General features: G+C 44.2%; 14 protein-coding genes. 8 read left to right on the top strand and 6 right to left on the bottom strand.

From position 1 onward, the window contains the following. Positions 1 to 2: 2 nt before the first annotated feature. The 6 genes from H8S65_RS09775 to gad all read right to left on the bottom strand — a co-directional run bounded on the left by H8S65_RS09775 (position 3) and on the right by gad (position 4785). Positions 3 to 251, bottom strand: coding sequence for a hypothetical protein (locus H8S65_RS09775; protein ID WP_186929808.1), 249 nt, complete (start codon positions 249 to 251; stop codon positions 3 to 5). Between the two features lie 331 nt (positions 252 to 582). Beyond that, on the bottom strand, positions 583 to 1251 hold the full coding sequence (locus H8S65_RS09770) for a nucleotidyl transferase AbiEii/AbiGii toxin family protein (RefSeq protein WP_186929807.1): 669 nt from the start codon (positions 1249 to 1251) through the stop codon (positions 583 to 585). Further along, positions 1244 to 1744, bottom strand: coding sequence for a HigA family addiction module antitoxin (locus H8S65_RS09765; RefSeq protein ID WP_186929806.1), 501 nt, complete (start codon positions 1742 to 1744; stop codon positions 1244 to 1246). Before H8S65_RS09765 ends, H8S65_RS09770 begins: the two co-directional genes overlap by 8 nt. A gap of 72 nt (positions 1745 to 1816) precedes the next feature. Further along, complete coding sequence (locus H8S65_RS09760) at positions 1817 to 1957, bottom strand: hypothetical protein (RefSeq protein ID WP_186929805.1); 141 nt, start codon at positions 1955 to 1957, stop codon at positions 1817 to 1819. Between the two features lie 333 nt (positions 1958 to 2290). Next, positions 2291 to 3256: a glutaminase A gene (gene glsA, locus H8S65_RS09755; protein WP_186929804.1), complete on the bottom strand. Its 966-nt coding sequence runs from the start codon at positions 3254 to 3256 to the stop codon at positions 2291 to 2293. 92 nt (positions 3257 to 3348) lie between these two features. Next, positions 3349 to 4785, bottom strand: coding sequence for a glutamate decarboxylase (gene gad, locus H8S65_RS09750; protein WP_186929803.1), 1437 nt, complete (start codon positions 4783 to 4785; stop codon positions 3349 to 3351). Between the two features lie 190 nt (positions 4786 to 4975). Between gad and H8S65_RS09745 the strand changes: the two genes are divergently transcribed. From H8S65_RS09745 to H8S65_RS09710, 8 genes are all read left to right on the top strand, one after another. Beyond that, positions 4976 to 6208: an MFS transporter gene (locus tag H8S65_RS09745; RefSeq protein WP_186929802.1), complete on the top strand. Its 1233-nt coding sequence runs from the start codon at positions 4976 to 4978 to the stop codon at positions 6206 to 6208. An 18-nt stretch (positions 6209 to 6226) separates the two neighbouring features. Beyond that, positions 6227 to 7129, top strand: a complete 903-nt coding sequence (locus tag H8S65_RS09740; RefSeq protein WP_186929801.1) for a DMT family transporter — start codon at positions 6227 to 6229, stop codon at positions 7127 to 7129. A gap of 122 nt (positions 7130 to 7251) precedes the next feature. Further along, on the top strand, positions 7252 to 7704 hold the full coding sequence (locus H8S65_RS09735; RefSeq protein ID WP_186929800.1) for a DUF4252 domain-containing protein: 453 nt from the start codon (positions 7252 to 7254) through the stop codon (positions 7702 to 7704). After that, entirely contained in the window at positions 7694 to 8212 is a 519-nt protein-coding gene (locus H8S65_RS09730; protein WP_186929799.1) for a GFO_1088 family ECF-type sigma factor, read from the top strand. The genes H8S65_RS09735 and H8S65_RS09730 overlap by 11 nt, the downstream gene beginning before the upstream one ends. Continuing rightward, positions 8202 to 8603: a hypothetical protein gene (locus H8S65_RS09725; RefSeq protein WP_186929798.1), complete on the top strand. Its 402-nt coding sequence runs from the start codon at positions 8202 to 8204 to the stop codon at positions 8601 to 8603. The genes H8S65_RS09730 and H8S65_RS09725 overlap by 11 nt, the downstream gene beginning before the upstream one ends. A gap of 4 nt (positions 8604 to 8607) precedes the next feature. Continuing rightward, complete coding sequence (locus tag H8S65_RS09720) at positions 8608 to 9102, top strand: DUF4252 domain-containing protein (RefSeq protein WP_186929797.1); 495 nt, start codon at positions 8608 to 8610, stop codon at positions 9100 to 9102. Positions 9103 to 9515: 413 nt separating this feature from the next. After that, positions 9516 to 12626, top strand: coding sequence for a SusC/RagA family TonB-linked outer membrane protein (locus H8S65_RS09715; protein WP_186929796.1), 3111 nt, complete (start codon positions 9516 to 9518; stop codon positions 12624 to 12626). A 35-nt stretch (positions 12627 to 12661) separates the two neighbouring features. Beyond that, positions 12662 to 14188 (top strand): RagB/SusD family nutrient uptake outer membrane protein, encoded by a 1527-nt coding sequence (locus H8S65_RS09710; RefSeq protein WP_186929795.1) that lies wholly within the window; start codon positions 12662 to 12664, stop codon positions 14186 to 14188. Positions 14189 to 14196 lie beyond the last annotated feature (8 nt).

Here is a 14196-nt window from a genome sequence, read left to right as displayed (position 1 = left end):
ATTTAACAATTGGTAGATTTGGCGATAAAAGAATTCAGATATTCTTCTTTTTGAAGGTAAAACGCACTTTTTCCATTTATTTGCAGGTTTATCGCCATGAGGACGGTCGTCATCACTATGGCAAGGGACTTCATCGCCGTGAAGACGGTCGTCATTACCCATGAACCCGGCAACCCACGGCAACGAAGACGGTCGTCATGGCAAAATTCTGCGCAGCTCACAGTGAGAGGCCAGAAAAAAAATTTCTCCATAAATGATAAGCGCCCCGACCTCGTCTGCAAATATTCGATTCTCCGGGAGTTGGACTTTATCACATTTCCCTGTTTTTCCTACTCAGACTGACAAAACAGAAGCGATAACCGGACAAGCTGCCTACCACATACTTTCTGTTGTCAAACAAAAACCGTCTGACCGGATAAAATGTAAGATCAAAATGAACCGGAATTTGAGATGAAATAGAAAAAGGGCAAAAAAGGGGTTATTGTCATTTTTTTGTTTTACGATAGTTTTATCTCTTAATACATGATTAGTGTCTGATTTTGGCAATCACCATGAATTACTCCATACAAATACCCCATCCCATTAAGATTTTAGTTTCATCAGTTCCACAAAGTCCAACTTTATTAATTCCCACTCTTTCTCTTTCAGACAGATAGGGTCAAGCTCCTTATCAGCAGAAGAAAAATCAGTAAGATTGGAAATTATTTCCTTTTTGTCATGCGTGTATTCATACCGCTGTTTATGAAAGGATATCATTTGAGAAATAGTATAAGTATTCAGCAGTTCGTGTAAATCCCAAAAATCCTTTTTACGACCAATTCGGGAAATAACATCTATTTTCATCGCTGTAACATCGGGAAGACTTGCCATTCGTATACCATCAACTATATCGCATGGGTCTATAATCTCATCGTGATAAAACAAATCTACTTTTATGCTATCGTCTTCCAAATTTCCAATATAATACGAACGCCCAAACCCGACAAGGTCTGTTTTATCTGCACAATAGTAGTATTGATAGTTATTCCGAAAAAAGTTTTCATATACAGTAAAATCCAAGCTTCCATAAGGGACATTGGTAAACAAATCAATATCTACCGACTTCCTATGTCCTAACCGCAAGCTCAAAGAAGTACCACCAACCAAATAGAACGGCTCAAAAATAGAATTCCCCATTATATCATTGAGAATCTTCCTCAATAGAGGACTAACCGTTTCATAATGCAGTTTATTAGCGTTTTTCTTAGTCATTCGTTTTTTGGTTTAATCTATATTGACGTATTTTCCTCGGCTTATATAGTTTTAGTTGACCTGTCGAAAGATTATAAAAATTTTGAATTTCATTGATTTCTTCTTCATTACCTCTCTCTAATACCCGCTTGATAACAGCATCTTTATACTTACCCCAGTTGATTTTGTCGAAATCCGTGTCCCAAAAAAGTATTCGACGAATACGTGGACTACCAGTATACAGATTAGCTAATTCTTTCTCTCTATACTGTTTTATGTCATAATAAACTTGAAGTATAGAGAAAAAACCCTCTTCCAAGTTCAATACAGAATCTATTTTTATGGCTTGCTCCGTTGTTAAGTTTCGTCTGCCTGCAATAATTGCATTAATAGTTTGATATGGAATACCTGTTGCCTCTGCCAGAGAACGCTGAGTCAAATTTCCTTTTTTCAATTCCCTTTCAATAAATTTTCCGGGATGAATACCTTTTATTATATCAATACGGCTATCCATAATTTTATCCTTTTCACAAAGGTAAACAAATTTGTTTACATAAGGTTCGCTTTATTAGAGAAATTACTCTTTTTACACCACGGCTCTTCCATTTTCCCCCTCTTGTTTTTCTGAAACACATCCGACATGATAAAGGAATACAAATTTAGGATTATCAAAAGGCAATAGCCATTGATTATTTTTTCTTGTTTCTCTTGTTTCTCTTGTTTTCATATTCTCTGATTTGTTTTAAAAGTTAACATCCTAAATTAATATATTCTTTTGGCAAGAAGACGAACATAAGTTAACACAAGGTTCGCATGTACGTGGCAAACATTTCCGGCAGGCAATCATTCCTTTCTGTAAACCTGTATTTTGATTAATTACTGATTGCAACAAATATACGGATAATGCAATTACAAAATGTAATAATTCACAAAACATCCTCTAAAAAATTGATGCACGATCTCTCCATTCCGTTGCATCGGATAGACACAAAAAACGAGCCTCCCGTCACCCTGTTTACACAGGGGCGTGGAGACTCGTCAACTAAAAGAATAAACCGTTTTAATCGGTGATTGTAAACCGGGTACTGCCAAAGATGGAGATGCCCAGTTTATTCATTATGTATTTTATTGCCAATTGAGCTTTTACGGAATTGCCGGAACTGTCCAAAGGAGGAGCGAAGGCCGAGATACCGAAATGTCCCGGCATGATCCCCATCACGCCGCCGCCTACACCCGTTTTGGCAGGAATACCGGAGGTGTACAACCAGTCTCCCGTACGTTCATAGAAACCGACTGTAGCCACTAAAGAGGTGATCTTAGGAGACAAGGAAGCGTCGAAGACAGGCTTCTTGGTAACCGGGTTCACGCCGTCGTTGGCAACAGTTGCTGCGGCGATGGAAAGCTGTTCGGCTGTGATACCCAGTGAGCACTGGCGGGTGTATAGGTCGAGCGACATATCCGGATCGTCGTAGATACGGTTGTAGTTCTTTAGCAACCAGGCGATGGAACGGTTGTTGAAATTGGTTGCTGTCTCGGACTTATACAGTTCGTCGATCAGCTGCGGGGCACTCCCGCAAAGGTCGGTGATGTTCGAAACGATCGCTTCCCACTTCTTGTCGGAATCGCCGACCGGTTGCACCATGCTGCAAGCTGTGATCGCCCCGGCGTTTACCAACGGAGTGGAAGGATGGTCGTTTTCCAGCAAGATCGCCATGATGGAGTTGAACGGAAGGCCGGTTGCATCGGCCCCGATCATCTTCAGTACTTTTTCGGCCCCGTATTGGCGCAATGCCAGGATAGCCGTGTGCACTTTCGAAACGGACTCGATCCCGAAACGGTAGGAAGAATCACCCAACGTAATGATTCTGCCGTCTAACAGGCAGATACTGATACCGAACAGGTTCTTGTCGATATTAGCCAGGTAAGGAATATAATCGGCATTCTTTCCACCCGTATTATCCTTGAATTGCGCGTAGGCTTCCTGAGCAGCATCCTTTATTTGTGAAACGGAAATTGTTTTATTCATAAACAACTGTAATTAAAGATTGATAGTGAAAGAGGAGGCAGTCGCAACAGGGCTGCAACTTCCTCGCTCTTGGATATATATAGTCAACAGGATTACTTCTTGTGAGGCACACCCGTATGAGTAAATACAGAACCTTTCACTTCCTGATTCTTATCCTGCGCGATACGGGTAGGAGTCGGATATTCGAGTTTTTCAAGTTCTGCAATAGCGGCAGTGATATCGTTCAGCAACATGTCTGCCATGTCGCGGCTGAATCCCTGGCGGGCTACGATACGCATCACCACATAGTTTTCAAGATTATTAGGCAATGTATAGGCCGGAACCATCCAACCGTTTTGTTTCAGTTTATCCTGCAGGTCGTACAGTGTCCATTTCGCCTTCTTTGCATAATCCGGTTTCAGATACCAGATGAACAACGGGTTCACGACTTCGTTACTGTAGTTTACGAACGGAGCCATCTTGCCGATCTGGTCATGCAAGTATTGGGTTACTGCCATGCTGTTTTCCTGGACAGCTTTATATCCTTCGAATCCGAGACGGATGAACTGGTAGTACTGTCCGAGGATCTGAGCGGCAGGACGGGAGAAGTTCAAACCGACCTGTGTAATATTGGCCCCTAAATAGTTTACACTGAACGACATCGAATCAGGCAGATACGATTTGTCTTTCCAGACAACCCAGCCCAAGCCCGGATAAACCAGACCGAACTTATGTCCGGATGTGCTGATGGAAAGAACCCATTTCAAACGGAAGTCCCATTTCAATTCCGGTTTCAGGAACGGAAGGATAAAGCCGCCGGAAGCAGCATCCACGTGAATAGGAATATCGTATCCGGTCTTCGCATTGTAGGCATCGAGAGCTTTATCCAAAGCCTCTACATCATCATTCAGACCTGTCCATGTAACCCCTTGGATCGGCACGATACAGATCGTATTTTCATCACACATCTTCAATGCTTCTTCGGGATCGAGCGTCGTCTTTTCAAGTGTCAGAGGAACCTGGCGCATTTCGATCTGCCAAAGTTGGGCGAATTTTTCCCATACGACCTGGAATCCGGTAGAGATAACGAAGTTCGGTTTGTCTACAGGCTTACCGGCGGCCAATCTTTTCTTACGCCAGCGCAGCCAGGCTGCAACACCACCTAACATACATGCTTCGGACGAACCGATAGCCAATGCTCCGGCTTTCCATTTTGCCTGTTCGGGGGTATTCCACAAATTGGCTACGATGTTGATACATTTGGCGTTCATAACGGCGATACGCGGATATTCCGTTTCATCGATGTAATTGATGTTGATCGCCTCGTTCATCAATTTGGTCGCATAGTCATCCATGTAGGTAGTTACGAATGTTGCCAGGTTCAGGCGCGGCTGTGTCTGTGCATACGTTTCGTCTTTAACCATTTGATACGCGATTTCCGGGGTGGTAGGACCATCAGGGATTTTGTCTACAGGAGAGGCTTGTAACATTTTTTCCGAGCCGAAGATTGCTGTCTTGGCATCACCTTTTCTGAAATTAGAATCTTCCATGTCTTTTTTGTTTTTAATTATTAATGGCGTTATCGGCTTCTTTCGGCCGAGTGTATGGCAAAAACAGCTACTATCCGCAATTGTTCTGCGTTTTTGGTTAAACATACGATATTTGGGGTTTATTAAAATAATGAACATTCGTTATCCGGGATTGTTTCAATACAATAAATAATGATTTAACGAAACGATTATGCGAATACAGACCGGACAGGGGACGATTCCCCTTATCACATTAATAGGTATATGGTCGATATCGGCACTGAATGCGTTGCCCGGCCTGGCTGTCTCCCCTATCTTAGGGAAACTTTCTGCGATCTTTCCGCATTCCACGGAACTGGACATACAGATGCTTTCGTCGCTACCGTCGTTGCTGATTATTCCTTTTATCATATTGTCGGGAAAGCTGACCGAGAAGATTAATAATATCCTTCTGCTGCAAGTGGGGCTGGTGATCTTCTCGTTGAGCGGCATCCTGTACCTGCTTTCCACAAAGATGTGGCAACTGATAGCAGTCAGCGCATTGTTGGGGATCGGTTCCGGATTGATCGTGCCGCTTTCCACCGGTTTGATTTCCCGCTTTTTTACGGGAGCATACCGTACGAAGCAGTTCGGGCTTAGTTCCGCCATTACGAATATAACGTTAGTGCTGGCAACCGTTCTGACGGGATATCTGGCAGAGGTGAACTGGCATTTGCCGTTTGTCGTTTACCTGTTTCCTCTGGTCTCGATCGTTCTCTCGTTCTATCTGAAAAAGAATATTTCGCCGTATCCCGGCACAGGCATAAACACAACTAACCGGAAAGCGGAAGGGCCTGCCGATAGCAGTTTCGGGAAGTTCGGCATACAGATCCCCCACCTGATGCAGATCATGTCGTTCTACGGGCTGGCTACTTACTTAGTGATCATCATCAGCTTCAATCTTCCTTTCCTGATGAAGGAATATCATTTTACCAGCGGTAATTCGGGTATTATGATCTCGCTGTTTTTCCTGGCTATCATGGCGCCGGGATTTATACTGAATCAAATCGTCTCCTTCTTCGGCAAAAAGACCAAGTTTGCCTGTATGGTCTCGATCGCTGCCGGAATGGCGCTTATACTCGTTTCCCGCACCGAATGGCTGATCGGGCTGGGTTGTATCTTTGCCGGGTTAGGCTACGGTGTCATACAACCGATAGCTTACGACAAAACAACCCGCACGGCTATTCCTGAAAAAGTGACGCTTGCACTGGCATTCGTTATGGCCATGAACTATCTGGCCATCCTTCTTTGCCCTTTCATTATAAACATATTCAAGGATATGCTCCATATCGAGACACAGCAGTTCGCTTTCATCTTCAATATGGCCATTGCCCTGATAGCTGCCGCATGGGCCTACCTGAAACAAGATTCGTTCCTGTTCGACGACCGTATCAAACAAGTATAACATAAAATCCCAAGCATCGTGAAAAATAAAGTAAGAGAAGCCAATATTTACATGATTATTTCCAAAACTTTCAGCGGGTTGAATATGAACGCGCTGAAATACCTCCTGCCGTTATGGATAAGTCCGCTGACGGGTGTAACTCTGCGCTGTACGTTTGCCGCTCTTGCGTTCTGGATTATCGGCATGTTCACCAAACCGGAGACTTCCACCCGCCGGGAAAAGATTCTCTTATTCCTGTTGGGGGCACTCGGCATTTATGGCTTTATGTTCTTTTACTTGCTGGGATTGAGCAAAACGACCCCTGTATCAAGCTCCATTTTCTCCAGTTTACAGCCTATCTGGGTATTCATTCTGTCTGTCATCTTCTTTAAAGAAACAATCACAAAGATGAAAATAACCGGTATCCTGATCGGATTAGGCGGCGCATTGCTCTGCATCCTGACTCAGAAAAGCGACGACCTGGCCTCCGATGCCTTCACCGGAAATCTGCTTTGCCTGCTAAGTTCCATAGCTTATGCAATCTATCTGATTGCAAGCAACCGGATATTGAAACATGTGGGAGTTATGACGATGCTGCGGTACACCTTTTCCGGTGCGGCCTTCTCTGCCATCATCGTTTCCGGATTTACAGGATTCGAAGCGACACTTTTCACGCTCCCGATCCATTGGAAACCGATGGCAGTCCTGGCATTCGTCCTGATCTTCCCGACCGTTATCAGTTACCTGTTAATACCGGTCGGACTAAAATACCTGAAGACCACACTGGTTGCCATCTATGGCTACCTGATCCTGATTGTGGCGACCATTACCTCGCTGATACTGGGACAAGACCGCTTCAGTTGGCCCCAATTAATAGCTGTCCTCCTGATCTGTTCGAGCGTTTATTTCGTTGAAATAGCAGAAAGCAAGGAAAAATCATAAATTTTTTCTCTTTCTTTGTAACAATGGCTTTTCCGTTCCCGTCTACTTGATGAACGCTCTTCAATAGCGCGCATTGAAGAGCCGGAACTAACGGAATAAGTAACGATTAATACATTAGAAAGATGAAAAAATACATCGCAATCCTGATCCTCATCCTATCCTGCCAGGCAGGATACGGCCAGAGCATGGACAAACTGTTCAACGACTTTGCCAAGCAAAAAAACGTAACCCGCGTAACGGTCGGCCCGTTCCTGATGAAAATAAGCAGCCTGTTCACCGAGACGATGGGCGTGAACAGCATCGAAGTCCTTTCTTTCGAGGAATGCGGCAGTACCGTCAAAGACGATCTCCGCACTGCCATCAAAAAACTGAAAGACCCGAATTACGAAACAATGGTCACGACCAGTGAAGGTGAGAACCGGACGAAAATAATGGTACGCATCGACAAAGATGTCATCCGCGAACTGGTAATCCTGACGACCGACGGTGGCGACGATGCCCTGATCCGCATCAAAGGAAAGATCAAGCCGTCTGACATCGAGAAAGTAATAAACGACCACAAAGATGGATGTTGAGAGCTTTAAAAGGCTGTTCCTTCCCCTCCATCCCAAGCTCTTCCGGATCGCTTACGCGCTGGTCGGAAACAAGGCCGATGCCGAAGATATCCTGCAAGATGCCTACTATAAGCTTTGGAGCCGGCGGGATGAACTGTCCGATATCCGGAAGCCGGAAGCCTTCTGCGTGAGGCTGCTCAAGAATCTTTGCCTCGATTATCTTCGTTCTGCCCGTGCGGGCAGGCATGAGGGAGATGTCACCGAAGCCGTCACCCTCTCGACAGATTCTTCTCCGGACGAAGAACTGGAAATGCAAGACAAAGTGCAGCAAGTCCGCCACCTGATCGACTGCCTGCCGGAAAACCAGCGGCAAGTCCTCCGGTTGAGAGGGATCGAAGACTGCTCGATGGACGAGATAGAACAGATCACCGGCCTGAGTGCCGTCAACATACGGGTGCTACTTTCCCGTGCACGAAAAATAATCCGGGGACAACTTGAAAAATATTATACATACGAATATGAACGATAAAAAGATAGACGAACTGATCAACAAAGCCCTCCAAGAGGAGCAGGCTTTACCCGAAGGACTTTCCCGCAGGCTGGAAGAGCAGATCGACGCCTGGGCTGCCACGGAAGAAAAGAAGACTCGTTCATTGACCCGTAGACAGACTTTGTACTGGCTAAGCGGGATCGCCGCCTCCATCCTGCTCTGCATCGGCCTTTTCCAGTACGAAGCATCGTATCAGGCCCACGACCGGCTCAGCGACACTTACACCAATCCGGAAGATGCCGCCGTCGCCGCCGAAAAGGCTTTGCTCCTGCTCTCGCAGAACCTCAACAAAGGCATCAGCCAGGTGGACAATGCCGGGCAGGAGATAGATAAAGTAAACAACATTTTAAACAAACATTTAAACGATTAATCTTATGAAATCCAAGAATATATTCCTGATCCTGTTTCTTTGCTGCACCAGCCTGTGCTTCGCCCAGGACAAACTGTTCGAAAAATATGCCGACATGGATAACGTGACATCCGTCTTCATCTCCAAGAAAATGTTCGACATGATCCCTAACGTAGAAAGCGGCGGCCTCAACCTGATGAACCTGAAAGGGAAAATAAACAGCCTCCAGATCGTCACTTCCGACAAGCGGGAGGTACGGGACCAGATGCGGAAAGAATTCAGCAGCCTCATCGGCCAATCGCACGAAGAACTGATGCGGGTCAAGGACAACGACACGCGCGCCTCTTTCTACATCGTCCAGAACGGCGACCTGATCAACGAAATGATCATGCTGGCCGACACGGATTCGGACTATGTGGTAATCCGGATAACAGGCAAGTTCACTTTGCAGGACATACAGGATGTGGCAACAAGTTTTTCCCAAAGCGATAAAAAAGAGGTAACGATCAGTTACAACTAAAACAAGAAAAGCATAGTTATTCCGAAACGATAATTATGCTTTTGGAATACCTTAGTTCTGGTAGAACTAAGGCTATTCTTGTCTATTGTTTGCTACCGTGACAAAATTAGATATATAAAACTACCGGATGTTTTCAAAAATGATATTAAAATTAGTCAAATTGATACTCTTTCAAAAAAGATATTCTCCTTTTTTCCTCCCAAAAGACTCTAATAACCTCTACAGATAGACCAAAACCGACGACCGAGCCTACTTTTTTATAATTATCCATACCATATAGTTCATAGTTCTACCAGAACAAATTCAATTGTAATTTTAAATCATTTGCCTATGGAGAGAAGTAAAGAACACACCTAAAAAGTTTTAGTAGAGAAAATTAGAGTATTTCAACTGTTAAATTAAATTTTAATATTATGATCAAATCGATATACAGCAATCTATTGTCTAAAGCTGTACTATTATCAGTATTTTTAAGCCCCGGATATGTGATTTCAACAGCTCATGCAAACACAGGTTCCATCAGTGGTATAGAACAAACGAACGGTAAACTGTCCGGACGGGTTATCGACGCAAAAGGAGAACCTATACCAGGTGCAAACATTTTCATCAAAGGTACTACCATCGGTACTATTACGGACATGGACGGTAATTTTTCCATAGATGTTAACCCCAATCAAATACTCACCATCAGTTTCATCGGATATGAAACAAAAACAATCCCTGTCTCCAACCAAAAAACATTAAATATCGTTCTGAAAGAGACTGTAAACCAGCTGGACGAACTTGTTGTCGTTAGCTACGGTACGCAGAAAAAAAGGGATTTGACCGGATCTGTTTCAAAGATAGATGCAGGAGAATTAGAAAGTTTTCCCGTAGGGCAATTTGCTCAAAAGCTCCAAGGACAGATAGCTGGTGTACAAATCAACCAGTCAACAGGACAACCGGGTAAGGGCATGGGATTCCGTATCCGTGGTGCAGCTTCTATCAATGGCGGCAGTTCACCTTTATTCGTGGTCGATGGGATCCCTGTCAATATGGACTTAAGCAGTATCAACCCGGATGAAATCGAAACCTTTTCCATCCTGAAAGATGCCGCTGCCACTTCTTTGTATGGATCACGCGCCGCCAATGGCGTCGTACTGATCACAACGAAGAGAGGGAAACAAGGCAAAACCCAGGTAGATGTGAACGCTTCATTCGGCATCCAGACTTTAAAGGGATTAAAGACTCCGGATGTTATGAATGGGGAAGAATTTGCTCAATACAAAAAAGAATACTACGAAGATGCAGCCAGATATGAAGGGTATACCGGAGGAGTTCCGGAACAATATCAAAACCCATCCCAATACGGTGCCGGAACCAACTGGTATGACTTGCTGACACGCAACGCCGCCACACAGAATTACAGTATCAGTGTGACAGCCAATAAAGATAAGTTCAACACGGCTATCGTATTAGGCTACTTCCGCCAGGATGGCGTCATGTACAATTCTAATTTCGAACGTTATTCTTTACGTGCAAACAACGATTATCAGGTAAACGACCGATTAAAATTGGGACTGAACATAGCTCCCACCTTGCAAATCAAAAACAACCAAAATACAGACGGAGGCTGGCAGATATTAAGCGCTGCGTTCTTGGCTGACCCGACTGTAAATCCCTACGATGAAAACGGAGAACCTATTCTTTCTTTAAACTCTCCGGGCATGTTCCCCCAGCCTAACTGGATACGCGTTTTACATGAAAAAACAAGTAAAACACAGGATTTGGCTTTATTAAGCAATGCTTTTGCAGAACTGGATATATGGAACGGCATCAAATATAAATTCCAGGCAGGTTTCGATTTAGGAGCCAAGAACTACAGGGATTTTACACCTTCGACATCCGGAGGAGCGATGTTCACTGCTCCCCCTCAGAAAGCAAGCGGACAATACAATACCAACTTCCATTATAGCTGGACTATCGAAAATATGTTGATGTATAACCATAAATTCGGAGACCACAACATCGATGCACTTGTCGGTTACAGCGCACAAAAATATTCCAACGAATATAACCAACTGACAGCAACCGACTTTCCAAGTGATGATATCGCCTGGATGGGTGCCGGTGCCACAAAAAACGGTGACAACAACATCGAACAATGGACGCTGGCCTCCGTCATTGCACGTGCAAACTACAGTTTCAAAGATCGTTACTTACTACAGGCAACTTTCCGCCGGGATGGGTGCTCACGTTTCGGAACAGGTAATAAATATGCAAACTTCCCTTCCATATCCGCCGGATGGATTGTATCTGACGAGGCTTTCATGGAACCGGTAACCGATGTTATGAATTATCTGAAAATAAGAGCCAGCTATGGATTAACCGGTAACTACAATATTGGTAATTACCGATATATTGCGGGAGTTAGCACTTACAACTATGTCCTGGGTGGTTCTTTAGCTCCGGGAAAAGGATTGGGTAACTTAGGGAACAATGACCTAACTTGGGAAGAAACAAAGCAACTGGACTTAGGTGTCGATATCGGTTTCCTAAACGATCGTATCTACTTGATGTATGACTATTATAATAAGAAAGTTGACGGACTTTTGTATCAGGTCGATATTCCGAGAGCTTCCGGCTTTTCCAACATTTATTCCAATATCGGTGATTACAAAGCATGGGGACATGAAATCACTTTGCAATCCCGCAATCTTGTCGGTGATTTCAAATGGACTACCAATTTGAATATTGCCTTCAACCGGAATGAGATAACCCAAATGGGAACCAACAACACCCCGAAAGGCGGATATTCCAACCAGGAAGATTTCAACCGCTTAGCAGTAGGAGAACCTATCGGTATATTCATGGGATATGTATTTGACGGCGTATATATGACCGAAGAAGAGTTTAACTCCCAGCCAAAGCATGCCTCATCCGAGATCGGAACGGTCCGCATGAAAGATGTCAGTGGTCCCAACGGTGTTCCTGACGGTATAATCGACAATAATGACCGCGTAAAAATCGGTGATCCGAATCCAGATTTCATTTATGGTATGACAAATGAATTTTCCTGGAAGAACTTCGACCTGAGTATCCTGATCAGCGGACAGGTAGGCGGCGACATCATAAATTCAAACTACGAGCACACTTTGAATATCGACGGTTGTTTCAATGTATTGAAACAAGTTGCCAACCGTTGGCGTTCTCCGGAAAATCCGGGTGACGGACAGGTTCCGAGAACAAAAGCCGGTACCACGGAATTATTCCGCTTTAATAATAGCAGTTGGGTATATGATGCTTCCTATTTGACCATAAAGAATATCACTCTGGGCTACACGATTCCGATCAAACCGAGCCAGTATCTCTCCAAACTCCGGGTATATGTAACAGCCCAGCAATTGGCTACATTCACCAAATACCCAGGTATGAACCCGGAAATAGCCATGAATGAAGATATGGGATGGAACGGTTTAGGGGTAGACCGTACGACTTACCCGGTTCCAAGAACATTCAGTATCGGATGCAACATCTCATTCTGACAGGAAAATAAATTATAAATTTAAAACGAAAGATCATGAAAAAGATATTTAGTTTAGTTGTTGCATTATTGACTTTGGCTTCTTGTTCGGAAGATTTCCTGAATCTGACGCCTCAATATTATCCGAATGATGCGACATTCTTTAAAACTCAGGAACAATTCACTCAAGCAGTGAACGGAGCCTATTCCGCTTTACGGGGAGTATCGGCAAGACAAGGATATCTGATGGGAGAAATGCGTTCCGACAACACGCATTACACCCGCTATAAAGCGGATCGCGGTCTACACATCCTGTATCGCGAAAACATTGCGGATTTTGTCGTAGACGACCAGAATCAGTGGACAAATGAAATGTATTATGCATGTTATACAGGCATTTCAAGAGCCAACACCATTCTGAACCGCATTGAAGGGACAAGTTTTCCCGATGATTTCAAAAATCAAACGATCGGAGAAGCTAAATTCATCCGTGCCTTCATGTATTTCCAATTGGTGCAATGCTACGGAGACATCCCTTTGCATCTGGAAGAAGTGACGGGAGCGGACAACGCATTCTTACCCCGTTCGTCCGTTAACGACGTATATACGGCCATCGTCGACGATGTGAAAGACGCCATAGAGAAACTTCCGACAGTCAAATTCCCGCAAAACGGTGCGGCAACCAAAGGAGCAGCCAAAATGCTTTACGCTTATGTATTAATGACAAAGCCAGACCGGGATTATGCGACAGCGGAAGCACAGTTGAAAGATGTCATGAATATGGGATATGAATTACTCCCCGATTACGCCGATATATACGACACATCCAAAAAGAACGGGAAAGAATCGATCTTCGAAATCCAATATCAAATGGGAGATCAAGGACAGCAAAGTGATTGGCTGTACTACTTTATTCCCAAAACAACGAATGCGGAAATTATTACAGGTGTTCCCGATTGCAGTACATTGCTGACAGGAGGCTGGAATGTCCCGACACCGGAAATGATTGCTTCTTACGAGCCGGGAGATCTCCGTGTCGATCCGTCTATCGCGGTTGCAGTCGGTACACTGGACGCGGCAAACGCATTAGTCGTGGCCGATGTACTAAAAGTCGGCGATCCCAAGATCAATGATTACCCTATAAACTATCCGTTTATCAATAAATACCGTCACGCACACTCCAAGATAGAAAATACAGACGATAATTGGCCTGTTTACCGTTATGCGGACTGTCTGTTATTGTTAGCCGAATGTCTGGTGGAACAAGGACGTGCAGGGGATGCAACACCCTACGTCAATCAGGTACGTGCACGTGCAGGTTTACCTGCTGTTACAACAATCAATGCCGAGGTGGTTGCCAATGAGCGACGTCATGAACTTGCATTTGAGAACCATCGCTGGTATGATTTGTTGAGAACAGGAAAAGCTATTGAAGTAATGACCGCCTACGGAAAATATATCAAAACGGTCGATACGGAACTGCCGGACCGTACCTATCAGATAAAACCGGAATACTTGCTTTATCCGATTCCTTACAACGAATTGCAATTAAATGATCAACTCAAGCAAAATCCCGGTTATTAATTATCATA

The sequence above is a fragment of the Parabacteroides hominis genome (assembly GCF_014287585.1).
GTDB classification, from domain to species: Bacteria; Bacteroidota; Bacteroidia; order Bacteroidales; family Tannerellaceae; genus Parabacteroides; species Parabacteroides hominis.
Note: the sequence above shows the minus strand (reverse complement) of the source record. Positions and strands in the feature narration are given on the sequence as shown.

Coding starts and splice junctions, on each gene's coding strand:
- H8S65_RS09760 (WP_186929805.1), bottom strand. CDS start 1,957: ATGAAAACAAGAGAAACAAGAGAAACAAGAAAAAATAATCAATGGCTA.
- H8S65_RS09730 (WP_186929799.1), top strand. CDS start 7,694: ATGGATGTTGAGAGCTTTAAAAGGCTGTTCCTTCCCCTCCATCCCAAG.
- H8S65_RS09765 (WP_186929806.1), bottom strand. CDS start 1,744: ATGGATAGCCGTATTGATATAATAAAAGGTATTCATCCCGGAAAATTT.
- H8S65_RS09770 (WP_186929807.1), bottom strand. CDS start 1,251: ATGACTAAGAAAAACGCTAATAAACTGCATTATGAAACGGTTAGTCCT.
- H8S65_RS09710 (WP_186929795.1), top strand. CDS start 12,662: ATGAAAAAGATATTTAGTTTAGTTGTTGCATTATTGACTTTGGCTTCT.
- H8S65_RS09775 (WP_186929808.1), bottom strand. CDS start 251: ATGGAGAAATTTTTTTTCTGGCCTCTCACTGTGAGCTGCGCAGAATTT.
- H8S65_RS09715 (WP_186929796.1), top strand. CDS start 9,516: ATGATCAAATCGATATACAGCAATCTATTGTCTAAAGCTGTACTATTA.
- H8S65_RS09745 (WP_186929802.1), top strand. CDS start 4,976: ATGCGAATACAGACCGGACAGGGGACGATTCCCCTTATCACATTAATA.
- H8S65_RS09735 (WP_186929800.1), top strand. CDS start 7,252: ATGAAAAAATACATCGCAATCCTGATCCTCATCCTATCCTGCCAGGCA.
- H8S65_RS09720 (WP_186929797.1), top strand. CDS start 8,608: ATGAAATCCAAGAATATATTCCTGATCCTGTTTCTTTGCTGCACCAGC.
- glsA (WP_186929804.1), bottom strand. CDS start 3,256: ATGAATAAAACAATTTCCGTTTCACAAATAAAGGATGCTGCTCAGGAA.
- gad (WP_186929803.1), bottom strand. CDS start 4,785: ATGGAAGATTCTAATTTCAGAAAAGGTGATGCCAAGACAGCAATCTTC.
- H8S65_RS09725 (WP_186929798.1), top strand. CDS start 8,202: ATGAACGATAAAAAGATAGACGAACTGATCAACAAAGCCCTCCAAGAG.